A 16,520-nucleotide genomic window follows, 5' to 3' on the forward strand; every position below is an offset into this window, starting at 1 on the left:
TCGCGAGCAAGCTCGCTCCCACAGGGGAATGCATTTCAAATGTGGGAGCGAGCCTGCTCGCGAAGGGGCCAGCCCAAACAACGCAAATACAGGATGTGACCATGACCAGCACCGCCCAACACACCCAGGTCGTACAAAAGCAATTCGGTGAGCAGGCCGCCGCCTACCTGAGCAGCGCCGTTCACGCTCAAGGCACCGAATTCGCGCTGCTACAGGCGGAGCTGGCCGGGCAGGGCGAGGCTCGTGTGCTGGACTTGGGTTGTGGCGCCGGTCACGTCAGTTTTCACGTGGCATCGCTGGTCAAGGAAGTGGTCGCTTACGACCTGTCGCAGCAAATGCTCGACGTGGTCGCCGCCGCTGCGATTGATCGCGGTATCGGCAACATTGCCACGGTCAACGGTGCCGCCGAGCGTCTGCCGTTTGCCGATGGCGAGTTCGACTTCGTGTTCAGCCGTTATTCGGCGCATCACTGGAGCGATCTCGGTGTAGCCCTGCGCGAAGTGCGTCGGGTGCTGAAGCCGGGCGGTGTGGCGGCGTTCGTTGACGTGTTGTCACCGGGCAGTCCGTTGTTCGACACTTACCTGCAAAGCGTCGAAGTGCTGCGCGACACCAGCCATGTGCGCGATTATTCTGCCGCTGAATGGCTGCGCCAGGTCAGCGAGGCCGGTTTGCATGTGCGTAGCACCACGCGTCAGCGCCTGCGTCTGGAGTACACCACTTGGGTTGAGCGCATGCGCACACCCGAAGTGATGCGCGCCGCGATCCGCCAGTTGCAGCAGTCGATGGGCAACGAAGTGCGCGAATATTTTGAGATTGATGCGGACGGCTCGTTCAGTACAGATGTAATCGTATTGATGGCTGAGCGCTAAGAATTTTTCCGGGCGCGCCTCAGATGGCGCACCGACTGAAGACACGAGGAAAGCATGAGCAAGCAGATTCTGATTCTCCCAGGTGACGGTATTGGTCCGGAAATCATGGCCGAAGCGGTCAAGGTGCTGGAACTGGCCAACGACAAATACAGCCTGGGCTTCGAGCTGAGCCATGACCTGATCGGTGGCGCGGCCATCGACAAGCACGGCGTGCCGCTGGCCGACGAAACCCTCGACCGCGCCCGCGCTGCCGATGCCGTACTGCTGGGCGCTGTCGGCGGGCCGAAATGGGACACCATCGAACGTGATATCCGCCCTGAGCGCGGCCTGCTGAAAATCCGTGCGCAACTGGGCCTGTTCGGCAACCTGCGTCCGGCGATTCTGTACCCGCAACTGGCCGAGGCTTCGAGCCTGAAGCCGGAAATCGTTGCCGGTCTGGACATCCTCATCGTTCGCGAGTTGACCGGTGGCATCTACTTCGGCGCACCACGCGGCACCCGCACTTTGGAAAACGGCGAGCGTCAGTCCTACGACACGCTGCCGTATAGCGAAAGCGAAATCCGCCGCATCGCCCGCGTCGGTTTCGACATGGCCATGGTGCGTAGCAAAAAGCTCTGCTCGGTGGACAAGGCCAACGTGCTGGCGTCCAGCCAACTGTGGCGTGAAATTGTTGAAGAAGTGGCCAAGGATTACCCGCAGGTCGAACTGAGCCACATGTACGTCGACAACGCCGCGATGCAACTGGTGCGCGCGCCGAAGCAGTTCGACGTGATCGTCACCGACAACATGTTCGGCGACATCCTGTCCGATCAGGCGTCGATGCTCACCGGTTCCATCGGCATGCTGCCGTCGGCGTCGCTGGACACCAACAACAAGGGCATGTACGAGCCTTGCCACGGTTCCGCTCCGGACATCGCCGGCAAAGGTATTGCCAACCCGTTGGCGACCATTCTGTCGGTCTCGATGATGCTGCGTTACAGCTTCAATCTGCAGGATGCGGCTGATGCCATCGAAAAAGCCGTCAGCGTCGTGCTCGACCAGGGTCTGCGCACGGGCGACATCTATTCGGCCGGTTGCACCAAAGTCGGTACGCAGGAAATGGGCGACGCAGTAGTCGCCGCGCTGCGGAATCTGTAATCTCTCGGGCCCGCTGCGAAATTCAATACAAAGCAGCGGCCCACTTTTCAAGAAGGTGTAGTTGCGATGAAACGTGTAGGTCTGATCGGTTGGCGCGGAATGGTCGGTTCCGTGCTCATGCAGCGGATGCTGGAAGAGCAGGATTTCGATCTAATCGAGCCGGTGTTTTTCACCACTTCCAACGTCGGTGGCCAAGGCCCGTCCGTGGGCAAGGACATTGCTCCGCTCAAGGATGCTTACAGCATTGATGAGCTGAAGACCCTCGACGTGATTCTGACCTGTCAGGGCGGCGACTACACCAGCGAAGTGTTCCCGAAACTGCGCGAAGCCGGTTGGCAGGGTTACTGGATCGACGCAGCTTCGAGCCTGCGCATGAACGATGACGCGGTCATCATTCTTGATCCGGTGAACCGCAAGGTTATCGATCAGCAGCTCGATGCGGGCACCAAGAACTACATCGGCGGCAACTGCACCGTCAGCCTGATGCTGATGGGCCTGGGCGGTCTGTTCGAAGCCGGTCTGGTCGAGTGGATGAGCGCCATGACTTATCAAGCGGCCTCCGGTGCCGGCGCGCAGAACATGCGTGAACTGATCAAGCAAATGGGCGCGACCCACGCCGCTGTCGCTGATCAACTGGCCGATCCGGCCAGCGCGATCCTCGACATCGACCGTCGCGTTGCTGATGCCATGCGCAGCGAAGCGTACCCGACCGAAAACTTCGGCGTACCGCTGGCCGGCAGCCTGATCCCGTGGATCGACAAGGAACTGCCGAACGGCCAGAGCCGTGAAGAGTGGAAAGCTCAGGCCGAGACCAACAAGATCCTCGGTCGCTTCAAGAGCCCGATCCCGGTCGACGGCATCTGCGTGCGCATCGGCGCCATGCGTTGCCACAGCCAGGCGCTGACCATCAAGCTGAACAAAGACGTACCGATCGCCGATATCGAAGGGCTGATCAGCCAGCACAACCCTTGGGTCAAGCTGGTACCGAACAACCGCGATATCAGCATGCAGGAGCTGAGCCCGACCAAGGTCACAGGCACCTTGAATGTGCCGGTTGGCCGTCTGCGCAAGCTCAACATGGGCTCGCAGTTCCTCGGCGCGTTCACCGTTGGCGACCAACTGCTGTGGGGCGCGGCCGAACCGCTGCGTCGCATGTTGCGGATTTTGCTCGAGCGTTGATCGCTTGAAGCAATGAAAGAGCCCGTGCCTTGAAAGAGGTGCGGGTTTTTTTATGCCTGAAGTTTCTCGGGTGCCTGTGCCAGCCTCTTCGCGAGCAAGCTCGCTCCCACATTTGATCGGCGCCGAACACTCAGGTTGTGTCCGCCCGATATCCACTGTGGGAGCGAGCTTGCTCGCGAAGGGGCTGGTGCAGGCGCCGCAAATCCCCGGCAGAAATTGCCTGTGCGCCAGTCACCCGGTAAAGTGCCGCTCCCCCCGTTTCGCCAGAGGCTCGCACCATGACCCAGACCCTAGATATTGCCGTAATCGGCGCCACCGGTACTGTCGGCGAAACCCTCGTACAGATTCTCGAAGAACGCGACTTTCCGGTCGGCAACCTGCACCTGCTGGCCAGCAGCGAATCCGCCGGTAGCTCGGTGCTGTTCCGCAACAAAAACGTGCGCGTGCGTGAGGTCGACGAGTTCGATTTCAGCAAGGTCAAACTGGTGTTTTTCGCCGCTGGCCCGGCCATCACCCTGAGTTACGCCGCGCGCGCTCACGCTGCCGGTTGCTCGTTGATCGACTTGTCCGGCGCCTTGCCGGCCGATCAGGCGCCGCAAGTGGTGCCGGAAGCCAACGCCGCCGTACTCGCCCATCTGAAAGCGCCGTTCCAGGTCAGCAGCCCGAGCCCGTCAGCCACCACGCTCGCCGTGGTATTGACGCCGTTGCTCGATCTGATCGACCTGCAATACGTCAATGTCAGCGCCAGTCTGGCGATGTCCGCGCAAGGTCGTGAAGCCGTTTCCGAGCTAGCGCGGCAAACCGCCGAGCTGCTGAACATGCGCCCGCTGGAGCCAACCTTTTTTGACCGGCAGGTAGCGTTCAACCTGCTGGCTCAGGTCGGCACGCCGGACGCGAACGGGCACACGCTGCTGGAAAAACGTCTGGTGCGCGAGCTGCGTCAGGTGCTGGCGCAACCTTTATTGAAGATTTCCGCAACTTGCGTTCAAGCCCCGGTGTTTTTTGGCGATAGCTTTAGCGTGACCTTGCAGTCGAAGAAGGCCGTCGACCTGGAAAAGGTCAACGCGGCGCTCGAAGCGGCGCCGGGGATTGAGCTGGTTGAGGCCGGTGATTATCCGACTGCGGTCGGTGACGCAGTAGGGCAGGACGTGGTCTATGTCGGGCGCGTGCGCAACGGTGTCGACGACCCGGCGGAACTTAATCTGTGGCTGACGTCAGATAACGTACGCAAAGGCGCGGCCCTTAACGCTGTGCAGGTGGCTGAATTGTTGATAAAAGACCTGCTGTAAAAGATACTTGGCAACAATTTGTCGACTGATTCTAGGTGAGCGCTATGCTTGCCCGGAGCAGTTGAAAACGTGTCACCCTCCGGGACTTTCCGGGGCATCAAAGAAATGATCGCGCGCGACATCTGTCGTCGTCGCGCGCAATGCCTTACGGCAGCGACAATCAATATCTTCTCGCTGGCCGAGGAACGTTCAAACAAAGGATGAGGCTATGGTTCAAGTTCGCAAACTGGTGTTAGCAATAGCGGCCGCCTCGGCGCTGTCCTCCGGTATGGCGCATGCCCTCGGGCTCGGGGAGCTGACCCTGAAGTCGACCCTGAACCAGCCGCTGGTGGCTGAAATCGAGCTGCTCGACGTCAAGGATCTCACCGCTGCCGAAGTGGTGCCGAGCCTGGCTTCACCCGAAGATTTTGCCAAGGCCGGCGTCGATCGCCAGGCCTTCCTCAATGACCTGACGTTTACCCCGGTGCTCAACGCCAGCGGCAAAAGCGTACTGCGCGTCACGTCGAGCAAGCCGCTGTCCGAGCCGATGGTGAAATTCCTCGTGCAGGTGATGTGGCCGAACGGCCGTCTGCTGCGCGACTACAGCGTACTGCTCGATCCGTCGAAGTTCTCGCCGCAGACGGCTGATGCCGCTGCGCAACCAGCGCCGTCGCAAACCGTCACCGCGCCAACCACTGGCGCCACGCACTCGACTCAATACACCACGACCGCCCGCGATACCCTGTGGGAAATCGCCGCGAAGGCGCGTAATGGCGGCTCGGTGCAGCAGACCATGCTGGCGATTCAGGCGCTGAACCCGGACGCCTTTATCGGTGGCAACATCAACCGCTTGAAAACCGGTCAGGTGCTGCGTCTGCCGGATTCGACACAAAGCACCGCGCTGCCACAAACCGCCGCCATTGCAGAAGTCGCTGCGCAGAACGACGCCTGGCGCTCGGGCCGTCGTTACGTGGCCAAGCCTGGCACTGGCCAGCAGCAGCTGGATGCGACCAATCGAGGTCGTGGCAATAGCGGCGCTGCGCCAAATGCCAGCGACAATCTGAGCCTGGTGTCTGCCGAAAGCGCCAAGGCGCGCGGCAAGGGCCCGGCCGGCGATGCCAAGGCGCTGAGCAATAAACTGGCGGTCACGCAGGAAAGCCTCGACACGACCCGTCGCGACAACGAGGAATTGAAGAGCCGCGTGTCCGATCTGCAAAGTCAGATGGACAAGCTGCAAAAACTGATCGAGCTGAAGAACAATCAACTGGCGAAGCTGCAGGCTGAAGGCTCGGGCGCTGCACCAGCCGCTAATGCTGCAAATCCAGCGGTGCCTGCGATCACTGCAGATTTGGCTGCGACACCGCCTGCAACTCCGGCAGAAGCGGCCGCGTCGCCAACGCCTGAATCGGCAATTGCACCGCCAGTCGATGCTCCGGTGGCGCCGACTGCCGAGCCAAAACCGGTTGTCGATGATGAGAAAACCTTCAACGAGCTGCTGACCAATCCTGTCCTGTTGGGACTGATCGGTGGCGGTGCGGTGGTTCTGCTGCTTCTGCTGTTGCTGCTGGCGCGTCGCCGCAAAGCTCAGCAGGAAGCCGAGAAACACATGCGTATGGCGCGTGCGTTGTCCGAAGAACAAGAGTTCTCCGCTGAACAGGATCTGCCGGAAAGCAGCTTCGAAGGCCTGGAAACACCAGCCGCCAGCGTCACACTCAACACCCCGGCTCCGGCGCCAACGCCTGCCCCGGCAGCGGTCGTCACGCCAGTGGTCATGGCCACGCCGATTGCGGCGCCGCTGGTTTCTCCAGCCGCCGAGCGTTCCGATGACGTGCTCGACAAAGCGCAATCGCATATCAATGCCGGTCGCCTGAATCAGGCTGCTGCGTTGCTGGAGGAGGGCGTCAGCCTCGAGCCGCAGCGCAGTGATCTGCGTCTGAAACTGATGGAAGTCTACGGTCAGCAGGGCGATCGCGATGCGTTCGTCGCTCAGGAACGTCAACTGGTGGCCAATGGCGATAACTTCGCCAAGGTCGAAGAGCTGAAAAGCCGCTTCCCGGCCATGGCCCTTGTCGCTGCCGGTGGTCTGGCCGCTGCCGCTGTAGCTGCCGAACTGGACGCGCAATACGTCAAAGACTTGCTGCTGGATGAGCCGGAAGCACCTGCTGCTGCCCCGGCACCGGCGGAAGATGATCTCGACAGCGCGTTTGACCTGAGCCTGGACGATCTCGACAACATCACGCCGATCGAGCCTGCGCCTGTTGTTGAGCCGCAAGCGCCGGAAGCACTGGCCGAACTCGACGAATTCCCGGCGGATGACGATCTGAGCTTTGAATCGGTGCTGCAACAGCAGACCGACATCAAAGAAAACCTGGACGACCTGTCGGACTTCGATCTGGATCTGGATCTCGGCGCCGAACCGTCGCCAGCCACTCTGGCCGAAGACGACTTCCTGCTGGATCTGGACGATGGCGTGAAAGACCTGTCGCTGGTTGAGCCGCCCGTCGTGGCTGACGTACCGCAGGACGATCTGGAGCTGCCGGCCGATTTCGATCTGTCGCTGGCGGACGAGATGGATTCCAATCCACCGGCCGAGCCTGATGCGTTCGCGGCGGAGTTGGATGACGTCAACGCTGAACTGGATCGTCTGTCGCAGAACATCGCCGAGCCGACGTTTACCGAAGCTGATGCGGCGCTGGACGCTGATCTGGGCGAAGACGATTTCGACTTCCTCTCCGGCACCGACGAAGCGGCGACCAAACTCGATCTGGCTCAGGCCTACATCGACATGGGCGACAGCGACGGCGCGCGCGACATCCTTAACGAAGTGTTGACCGAGGGTGATGAGAAGCAGCGGGGCGAGGCCAAGGACATGCTGTCGAGCTTGTAATCAGTCCAGCGGTAAACGAAACGGCAGCCCATAGAGGCTGCCGTTTTTGTTTGGGTTTCAAGATCAAAAGATCGCAGCCTTCGGCAGCTCCTACAGGGGAATGCGGATTTCTGTGCAGGAGCTGCCGAAGGCTGCGATCTTTTGATCTTGAGGCCTTATAATGCCCGCCTTTGCAAAAACAGCAGGCTGTCCCACCTTGGCAAACATAGATAACCCGGTCGCCGAAATGGCCCCCGACGGCTTTTACCGCGTTGCGCTGGGCGTTGAATACAAAGGCTCGCGCTACAGCGGCTGGCAGCGCCAGTTGACGGGTGTGGCCACGGTGCAGGAAGAGCTCGAAAAAGCCCTGTCGAAAGTCGCCAACTCGCCGGTTTCCTTGCAGTGCGCCGGACGTACCGACGCTGGTGTGCATGCCTGCGGGCAAGTGGTGCATTTTGATACCACGGTCGATCGCTCGCTGAAAGCCTGGGTCATGGGTGCCAACATCAATCTGCCCCACGACATCAGTGTCAGTTGGGCGCGGGTGATGCCGGCGCATTTCCATGCGCGGTTCAAAGCCATCGCCCGGCGCTATCGCTACGTGATCTACAACGATCAGATCCGTCCGGCGCACCTCAACGAAGAAATCACCTGGAACCACCGCCCGCTCGACGTCGAGCGCATGGCCGAGGCCGCGCAGCACTTGATCGGCACCCATGACTTCAGCGCGTTTCGTGCCGGCCAGTGCCAGGCCAAGTCGCCGATCAAGAAGATGCATCACCTGCGCGTCACCCGCCACGGCAAGATGATCGTCCTCGACATCCGCGCCAACGCCTTCCTGCATCACATGGTGCGCAACATCGCTGGCGTCCTGATGACCATCGGTGCGGGCGAGCGGCCGGTCGAGTGGATGAAGGAAGTGTTGGAAAGCCGCGAGCGCCGCTCCGGTGGGGTGACAGCGCATCCGTACGGCCTGTATCTGGTGCAGGTCGAGTACCACGATGAATTCCCGTTACCCGAGCGTTTTATCGGGCCACATTTCCTTACGGGATTCTCGGAACTTGGCGGCTGACGCCCTCGAACGCTTTTGTTACCATCCGGGACTTTCCCGGATTTTGCCTTGGAGTTTTTCTCGACATGTCAGCCGTTCGCAGCAAGATCTGCGGGATTACCCGCATAGAAGATGCGCTGGCCGCCGTCGAGGCCGGGGCGGATGCGATCGGATTTGTGTTTTACGCTAAGAGCCCGCGCGCAGTGTCCGTGCAGCAGGCGCGGGCGATCATCCAGGCGTTGCCGCCGTTTGTGACCACCGTGGGCCTGTTCGTTAACGCCAGCCGCTGCGAGTTGGGGGAAATCCTCGATGCGGTGCCGCTGGATCTGCTGCAGTTCCACGGTGATGAAGTCGCTGAAGACTGTGAAGGCTGGCATCGCCCGTACATCAAAGCGTTGCGGGTCAAGGCTGGCGACGACATCGCCGCAGCTGTAGATGCCTACCCAAGCGCCAGCGGTGTGTTGCTCGACACCTATGTTGAAGGCGTGCCTGGCGGAACCGGCGAGGCGTTCGACTGGTCTTTGATTCCGCAAGGTTTGAGCAAGCCGTTGATTCTGGCCGGTGGCCTGACCCCGGAAAACGTCGCGGGCGCCGTGGCCCAGGTAAAACCCTACGCCGTAGACGTCAGCGGCGGGGTAGAGGCGAGCAAAGGCATCAAGGATCACGCAAAGATCCGCGCATTTATCAAAGCAGTGCGCAGCAATACATCGTCGATGTGACGGCTGGCAGTCTGCCGCCGTCCATCAATGCACTTGCACAAAGCAAGCGTGGCTGAGGGTTGTCCGGATTGCACGCAGGTCATGTTTCGCGCTGACCGTGGCGGTTCACCAACCATCGCCGCACACATGAATTTAGCTCAAGGGCATACGCGGGGTTGCGAATCGAAAGGTTCGGGCCGCCGGTACTGGAGAAAGAAAGCATGAGCAACTGGTTAGTAGACAAACTGATCCCTTCGATCATGCGTTCCGAGGTCAAGAAGAGCTCGGTGCCTGAAGGTCTGTGGCACAAATGCCCGTCTTGCGAGGCTGTGCTGTATCGTCCGGAGCTGGAAAAGACCCTGGACGTTTGCCCCAAGTGCAACCACCACATGCGCATCGGCGCACGTGCGCGCATCGACATCTTCCTCGATGCCGAAGGTCGCAACGAACTGGGCGCCGATCTGGAGCCGGTTGACCGTCTGAAATTCCGTGACGGCAAGAAGTACAAGGATCGCCTGGTGGCTGCGCAAAAGCAGACCGGCGAGAAAGACGCGCTGATCTCGGTCAGCGGCACCCTGCTGGGCATGCCGGTGGTGGTTTCGGCGTTTGAATTCAGCTTCATGGGCGGTTCCATGGGCGCCATCGTTGGTGAGCGTTTCGTACGTGCTGCCAACTACGCGCTGGAAAACCGTTGCCCGATGATCTGCTTCGCCGCTTCCGGCGGTGCGCGCATGCAGGAAGCACTGATCTCGCTGATGCAGATGGCCAAGACCTCGGCTGTGCTGGCGCGTCTGCGTGAAGAAGGCATTCCGTTCATCTCCGTGCTGACCGACCCGGTCTACGGCGGTGTTTCCGCGAGTCTGGCGATGCTTGGCGATGTGATCGTCGGTGAGCCGAAAGCCCTGATCGGCTTTGCCGGCCCGCGCGTTATCGAACAAACCGTGCGTGAAAAACTGCCGGAAGGCTTCCAGCGCAGCGAATTCCTGCTGGAACACGGCGCGATCGACATGATCATCCACCGTCAGGAACTGCGCCCGCGTCTGGGTAACCTGTTGGCACAAATGACTGGCAAGCCGACGCCGAAATTCGTCGCCGCGCCAATCGAGCCGATCGTGGTTCCACCGGTACCTGCTGGCCTATGACCGATCGCACCCTTGGCGAATGGCTCGCCTACCTTGAGCAGTTGCATCCGTCGGCCATCGACATGGGTCTGGAGCGTTCGCAACAGGTAGCGTTCCGCATGGGGCTGGGCCAGCCGGCGCCTCGGGTGATTACGGTCACCGGCACCAACGGCAAAGGTTCGACCTGCGCATTCGTGGCTTCATTGCTGCGTGCGCAGGGCCTGAGCGTCGGTGTCTACAATTCTCCGCACCTGCTGCGTTACAACGAGCGGGTGCAGCTCAATGGCGTCGAAGCCACTGACGCACAGCTGTGCGAAGCCTTTGCTGCGGTTGAGGCCGGGCGCGGCGACACTTCCCTGACCTACTTCGAAATGGGCACCCTCGCGGCGTTCTGGCTGTTTCAACAGGCAAAACTCGACGCTGTGGTGCTCGAAGTTGGGCTGGGCGGGCGTCTGGACACGGTCAACGTGGTCGATGCCGACATCGCGCTGGTCACCAGTATTGGCGTCGATCACGCCGATTACCTGGGCGACACCCGCGAATCCGTGGCTTTCGAGAAAGCCGGGATTTTCCGCCAGGGCAAGCCTGCCTTGTGTGGCGATCTGAATCCTCCGCAACCGTTGCTCGACAAGGCGCGCGAACTGGCCTGTCCGTTCTTCCTGCGCGGGCGTGATTTCGATCTCGGTATCACCGATCAGCACTGGCAGTGGCGCGGTACCGATGCGCAGGGTCAGGCTGTCGAACTGCGCGACTTGCCGTTGCTCGATTTGCCGATGGAGAACGCCGCGCTGGCGTTGCAGGGTTATCTGTTGCTCGGTTTGCCGTGGCATGCCGAGCAGATCATTGCCGCCTTGCAGGCGACTCGCGTGGTCGGGCGTCTGGATCGTCGTTCGTTCGAGTGGAACGGCAAACGCCTCAATGTGTTGCTGGATGTGGGGCATAATCCGCACGCGGCCGAGTATCTGGCCCGTCGGCTGGCCTCGCGGCCACCGGTCGGCAAGCGTCTGGCAGTGTTCGGTTTGTTGGCCGACAAGGATCTGGATGGTGTTGTCGGCGAATTGAATGCTAGTGTCGAGCATTGGGCCGTTGCGCCGCTGGATTCGCCGCGCGCACGTCCGGTGGCTGAATTAAACGCGGCATTGCAGAACCTTGGTGCGTCGGTCACGTCTTACGACAGTGTCGCCGCCGCCCTGGACGGTCAATGCGCTGTGGCGACAAGCGACGACGAGATTCTGTTGTTCGGATCATTTTATTGTGTCGCCGAGGCCCTTGAATGGTTGGCCCGGCGCTCCACGGAGGAAGCGGCAAATGGCTTTGCTGGATAAAGCGTACAAGCAGCGCATGGTTGGCGCTCTGGTGCTGGTGGCGTTGGCGGTGATTTTCCTGCCGATGCTGTTTTCGCGTCAGGACGAACAGCGTCAGGTTGTCGTGGAGGCACCGGCTGCCCCGCAAGCCCCGGCCGTGCCGCAAGTGCAGGTCGAGCCGGTCGCCGTGCCGGAGCCGCAAGCCTTGCCGCAAGAGCCTGTGCCGACGGACGAAGAGGTTGCCGAGCAAGAAGCGCCTTCGGCACCGATCGCCGCCGCACCGGTAGTGCCAGCGCAGATCGTCAAACCGACAACGCCGCCGCCAACCTCAAAACCGATTCCTGCGCCTGCTCAGCCGATTACTGCCGGCCCGAGCGCCGCAGCGAGCAAGCCGGACACCACGCAAAGTCGCGTCGATGCCAACGGTCTGTCGGTGAGCTGGTCGGTGCAACTGGCTAGCCTGTCGAGCCGTGCCAGCGCCGAAAGCCTGCAGAAAACCCTGCGCAGCCAAGGTTACAACGCCTATATCCGTACGGCCGATGGCAAGAATCGGGTGTTTGTCGGCCCGCTGATCGAGCGCGCTGAAGCCGATCGTTTGCGTGATCTTTTGAGCCGTCAGCAGAACCTCAAGGGTTTTGTCGTGCGCTTCCAGCCTGAGCGCGGCTAAAAACTATCGCCTCGATTGAAATGCACTGACAATCGCAGCTTACCGAGAGGCATGCGCTCTGCTAAAATGCGCCGCCTTATCCGTCTGTAGGCTGCACTGTGCCATTTACCTGGGTTGACTGGGCGATCGTTGCAATCATCGCCATCTCCGCTTTGATCAGTTTGAGCCGCGGCTTCGTCAAAGAAGCATTATCGCTGGTGACCTGGATCATCGCAGGAGTCGTCGCCTGGATGTTCGGTGGTTCATTGTCCGAGTACCTCGCCGGATACATCGAAACCCCATCGGCTCGCGTGATCGCGGGCTGTGCCATCATGTTTGTCGCCACACTGATCGTGGGCGCAATGATCAATTATCTTATCGGCGAGTTGGTACGCGTCACCGGGTTGTCCGGGACCGATCGATTCCTCGGCATGGCCTTCGGCGCAGCGCGTGGCGTGTTGCTGGTGGTTGTGGCGATCGGGCTGTTGAGCCTGGGGCCGGTACAGCAGGACGGGTGGTGGAAAGAATCCCAACTCGTTCCCAAGTTTCTATTGGTCGCCGACTGGTCCAAAAACCTGATCCTCGGGTGGAGCAGTCAGTGGCTTGCCAGCGGAATCAGCGTACCCGCTGATATTCCGTTCAAGGAGCAACTCTTGCCGTCGGCGAAAACGCCTCAGTGAGTGTTGTTCAGTTCAGATCCATTAAGTAGGGGTTGCGTCGCATGTGTGGCATCGTCGGTATCGTCGGTAAGTCGAACGTCAATCAGGCGCTGTATGACGCGCTAACCGTGCTCCAGCACCGCGGCCAGGACGCTGCCGGTATCGTGACCAGCCATGATGGCCGGTTGTTCCTGCGCAAGGACAATGGCCTGGTGCGTGACGTGTTTCAACAGCGTCACATGCAGCGTCTGGTCGGCCACATGGGTATCGGCCACGTCCGTTACCCGACCGCGGGCAGCTCGACCTCGGCCGAGGCTCAGCCGTTTTATGTCAACTCGCCTTACGGCATCACCCTGGCGCATAACGGTAACCTGACCAACGTTGAACAGTTGGCCAAAGAGATCTACGAATCCGATCTGCGTCACGTCAACACCAGTTCCGACTCGGAAGTGCTGCTGAACGTGTTCGCTCACGAGCTGGCCCAGCGCGGCAAGCTGCAACCGACCGAAGAAGACGTGTTTGCCGCCGTGACCGACGTGCACAACCGTTGCGTCGGCGGTTACGCGGTGGTCGCGATGATCACCGGTTACGGCATCGTCGGTTTCCGTGACCCGCACGGCATCCGCCCGATCGTGTTCGGCCAGCGTCACACCGACGAAGGCGTCGAGTACATGATCGCCTCGGAAAGCGTTTCCCTGGACGTGCTCGGTTTCACCCTGATTCGCGACCTGGCGCCGGGCGAAGCGGTCTACATCACTGAAGAGGGCAAGCTGCACACCCGTCAGTGCGCGACCAATCCTTCGCTGACCCCATGCATCTTCGAGCACGTTTATCTGGCGCGTCCGGATTCGATCATCGACGGCGTGTCGGTCTATAAGGCCCGTCTGCGCATGGGTGAAAAACTCGCCGAGAAAATCCTGCGCGAGCGTCCAGAGCACGACATCGACGTGGTTATCCCGATTCCGGACACCAGCCGTACTGCGGCACTGGAACTGGCGAACCACCTGGGCGTGAAATTCCGCGAAGGCTTCGTCAAGAACCGTTACATCGGCCGTACTTTCATCATGCCGGGCCAGGCAGCGCGCAAGAAGTCGGTGCGCCAGAAGCTCAACGCCATCGAGCTGGAATTCCGCGGCAAGAACGTGATGCTGGTCGACGACTCGATCGTGCGCGGCACCACGTGCAAGCAGATCATCCAGATGGCCCGCGAAGCCGGCGCGAAAAACGTCTACTTCTGCTCGGCTGCTCCGGCGGTGCGCTTCCCGAACGTCTACGGCATCGACATGCCAAGCGCTCACGAGTTGATTGCACACAACCGTTCGACCCAGGACGTGGCGGATCTGATCGGTGCTGACTGGCTGATCTATCAGGACTTGCCTGACTTGATCGAAGCGGTCGGTGGCGGCAAGATCAAGATCGAGAGCTTCGATTGCGCGGTGTTCGACGGCAAATATGTTACCGGCGACGTCGATGAGGCGTATCTGGACAAGATCGAGCAGGCGCGTAACGACTCCTCGAAGATCAAGACCCAAGCGGTCAGTGCGATCATCGATCTGTACAACAACTAAGTAATCACCGGCCTGTAGGAGCAAGGCTTGCCCGCGAAGCTTTTGGCGCTGCCAGAGGCCCCATCGCGGGCAAGCCCTGTTCCTACAAAGGCATCACGCCTCCGGGCCGGTTTTGTATCTATTTCAGAACAGGGCAAGGAGTGACAGCATGAGTCAGGAATGGGATGCCGGTCGGCTGGACAGCGACCTTGAAGGCGTAGCGTTCGATACCCTGGCCGTACGTGCCGGTCAGCACCGTACGCCGGAAGGTGAGCACGGTGATCCGATGTTCTTCACCTCCAGCTATGTATTCCGCACCGCCGCCGACGCGGCCGCGCGCTTTGCCGGCGAAGTGCCGGGCAACGTTTACTCGCGTTACACCAACCCGACCGTGCGCGCGTTCGAAGAGCGGATTGCCGCGCTGGAAGGCGCCGAGCAGGCCGTTGCCACCGCAACCGGCATGGCCGCGATTCTGGCGGTGGTGATGAGCCTGTGCAGTGCTGGCGATCACGTGCTGGTCTCGCGCAGCGTGTTCGGTTCGACCATCAGTCTGTTCGAGAAGTACTTCAAGCGTTTCGGCGTCGAAGTCGACTATGTGCCACTGGCCGACCTGTCGGGTTGGGACGCGGCGATCAAGCCGAACACCAAATTGCTCTTCGTCGAGTCGCCGTCCAATCCTCTGGCTGAGCTGGTCGATATCGCCGCGCTGGCAGAAATCGCGCACGCCAAAGGCGCGATGCTGGTGGTCGACAACTGCTTCTGCACGCCAGCCTTGCAGCAGCCGCTGAAAATGGGTGCGGACATCGTCGTGCACTCGGCGACCAAGTTCATCGACGGCCAAGGCCGTTGCATGGGCGGCGTGGTCGCCGGTCGCAGCGAGCAGATGAAAGAAATCGTTGGTTTCCTGCGTACTGCCGGGCCAACCCTGAGCCCGTTCAATGCGTGGATCTTCCTCAAGGGTCTGGAAACCCTCAACCTGCGGATGAAGGCGCACTGCGCCAACGCCCAGCAACTGGCCGAATGGCTGGAGCAGCAGGACGGCATCGAGAAAGTCCATTACGCCGGTCTCAAGAGCCATCCGCAGCACGAACTGGCCCAGCGTCAGCAGAAGGGCTTCGGTGCGGTCGTGAGCTTTGAGGTCAAGGGTGGCAAAGAGGGCGCGTGGCGCTTTATCGATGCAACTCGACTGATTTCGATCACCGCCAACCTCGGCGACAGCAAAACCACCATCACCCACCCAAGCACCACTTCTCACGGCCGCTTGGCGCCGCAAGAACGTGAAGCAGCGGGCATTCGTGACAGCCTGATCCGCATTGCGGTCGGTCTGGAAGACGTGGCGGATCTGCAAGCCGATCTGGCGCGCGGTCTGGCAGCGCTGTGATCGAGTTGTCGACCCCGAAACCTGGTACCCATGGCCGCGTTGCGCTGGTCACGGGTGCCGCGCGCGGTATCGGTCTGGGGATTGCGGCGTGGCTGATCAGCGAAGGCTGGCAAGTGGTGCTGACGGATCTGGATCGTGCGCGCGGTTCGAAAGTGGCGAAGGTACTGGGCGAAAGTGCCTGGTTCATCGCCATGGACGTTGCTGATGAGGCCCAGGTCGCGCTCGGTGTAGCAGAGGTGTTGGGGCAGTTTGGTCGTCTCGATGCGCTGGTGTGCAACGCGGCGGTGGCTGATCCGCACAACATCACCCTGGAAAGCCTCGATCTGGCCTACTGGAATCGTGTGTTGGCGGTGAACCTCAGTGGGCCGATGTTGCTGGCCAAGCACTGCGCGCCATACCTGCGCGCTCACAACGGCTCGATCGTCAATCTGGCTTCGACCCGTGCGCGGCAATCGGAAGCCGACTCTGAGGCATATGCGGCGAGCAAGGGCGGGTTGTTGGCGCTGACGCATGCGTTGGCGATCAGTCTGGGGCCGGAGATTCGTGTTAACGCGGTCAGCCCGGGCTGGATCGATGCGCGCGATCCTTCTGCGCGTCGAGCGGAGCCTTTGGCTGATGCCGATCATGCTCAGCATCCGGCGGGCAGGGTAGGGACGGTCGAAGACGTGGCGGCGATGGTTGCGTGGTTGCTGTCAAGGAATGCCGGGTTCGTCACCGGGCAGGAATTCGTCGTCGATGGCGGTATGACCAAGAAGATGATTTACACAGAGTAAGAAGCGAAGCCGCGAACGTGT

Annotated in this window: 14 protein-coding genes; all 14 read left to right on the forward strand. The window is 60.9% G+C overall.

Translation table 11 applies throughout. The annotated features are described in order from the left end of the window. Positions 1-101: 101 nt before the first annotated feature. A complete protein-coding gene (locus AD669_RS09185; protein ID WP_053118929.1) occupies positions 102-869 on the forward strand; it encodes a class I SAM-dependent methyltransferase in 768 nt (255 codons plus the stop codon). Between the two features lie 54 nt (positions 870-923). Continuing rightward, positions 924-2,006, forward strand: a complete 1,083-nt coding sequence (gene leuB / locus AD669_RS09190) for a 3-isopropylmalate dehydrogenase (RefSeq protein ID WP_053118931.1) — start codon at positions 924-926, stop codon at positions 2,004-2,006. A gap of 66 nt (positions 2,007-2,072) precedes the next feature. Next, positions 2,073-3,185 (forward strand): aspartate-semialdehyde dehydrogenase, encoded by a 1,113-nt coding sequence (asd, locus tag AD669_RS09195; RefSeq protein WP_008083209.1) that lies wholly within the window; start codon positions 2,073-2,075, stop codon positions 3,183-3,185. A 278-nt stretch (positions 3,186-3,463) separates the two neighbouring features. Continuing rightward, positions 3,464-4,474, forward strand: a complete 1,011-nt coding sequence (locus AD669_RS09200) for an aspartate-semialdehyde dehydrogenase (RefSeq protein ID WP_053118933.1) — start codon at positions 3,464-3,466, stop codon at positions 4,472-4,474. A gap of 208 nt (positions 4,475-4,682) precedes the next feature. After that, entirely contained in the window at positions 4,683-7,340 is a 2,658-nt protein-coding gene (locus AD669_RS09205) for a FimV/HubP family polar landmark protein (RefSeq protein WP_053118936.1), read from the forward strand. A gap of 226 nt (positions 7,341-7,566) precedes the next feature. Then, positions 7,567-8,391: a tRNA pseudouridine(38-40) synthase TruA gene (gene truA / locus AD669_RS09210; protein WP_053118938.1), complete on the forward strand. Its 825-nt coding sequence runs from the start codon at positions 7,567-7,569 to the stop codon at positions 8,389-8,391. Positions 8,392-8,456: 65 nt separating this feature from the next. Then, positions 8,457-9,089, forward strand: coding sequence for a phosphoribosylanthranilate isomerase (locus tag AD669_RS09215; protein ID WP_053118940.1), 633 nt, complete (start codon positions 8,457-8,459; stop codon positions 9,087-9,089). Between the two features lie 200 nt (positions 9,090-9,289). Beyond that, positions 9,290-10,210, forward strand: coding sequence for an acetyl-CoA carboxylase, carboxyltransferase subunit beta (gene accD, locus AD669_RS09220; RefSeq protein WP_008083214.1), 921 nt, complete (start codon positions 9,290-9,292; stop codon positions 10,208-10,210). Then, entirely contained in the window at positions 10,207-11,514 is a 1,308-nt protein-coding gene (gene folC, locus AD669_RS09225; RefSeq protein WP_053118942.1) for a bifunctional tetrahydrofolate synthase/dihydrofolate synthase, read from the forward strand. Before accD ends, folC begins: the two co-directional genes overlap by 4 nt. Beyond that, positions 11,498-12,160, forward strand: a complete 663-nt coding sequence (locus AD669_RS09230; protein WP_053118944.1) for an SPOR domain-containing protein — start codon at positions 11,498-11,500, stop codon at positions 12,158-12,160. The genes folC and AD669_RS09230 overlap by 17 nt, the downstream gene beginning before the upstream one ends. 98 nt (positions 12,161-12,258) lie before the next feature. Continuing rightward, complete coding sequence (locus tag AD669_RS09235) at positions 12,259-12,819, forward strand: CvpA family protein (protein WP_053118946.1); 561 nt, start codon at positions 12,259-12,261, stop codon at positions 12,817-12,819. 41 nt (positions 12,820-12,860) lie between these two features. After that, entirely contained in the window at positions 12,861-14,366 is a 1,506-nt protein-coding gene (gene purF, locus AD669_RS09240) for an amidophosphoribosyltransferase (protein ID WP_053118948.1), read from the forward strand. Between the two features lie 148 nt (positions 14,367-14,514). After that, positions 14,515-15,726: an O-succinylhomoserine sulfhydrylase gene (locus tag AD669_RS09245; protein ID WP_053118950.1), complete on the forward strand. Its 1,212-nt coding sequence runs from the start codon at positions 14,515-14,517 to the stop codon at positions 15,724-15,726. Then, positions 15,723-16,499: an SDR family oxidoreductase gene (locus AD669_RS09250; RefSeq protein ID WP_053118953.1), complete on the forward strand. Its 777-nt coding sequence runs from the start codon at positions 15,723-15,725 to the stop codon at positions 16,497-16,499. The genes AD669_RS09245 and AD669_RS09250 overlap by 4 nt, the downstream gene beginning before the upstream one ends. Positions 16,500-16,520 lie beyond the last annotated feature (21 nt).

This window comes from Pseudomonas sp. P1.31 (assembly GCF_001269815.1).
GTDB classification, from domain to species: domain Bacteria; phylum Pseudomonadota; class Gammaproteobacteria; order Pseudomonadales; family Pseudomonadaceae; genus Aquipseudomonas; species Aquipseudomonas rustica.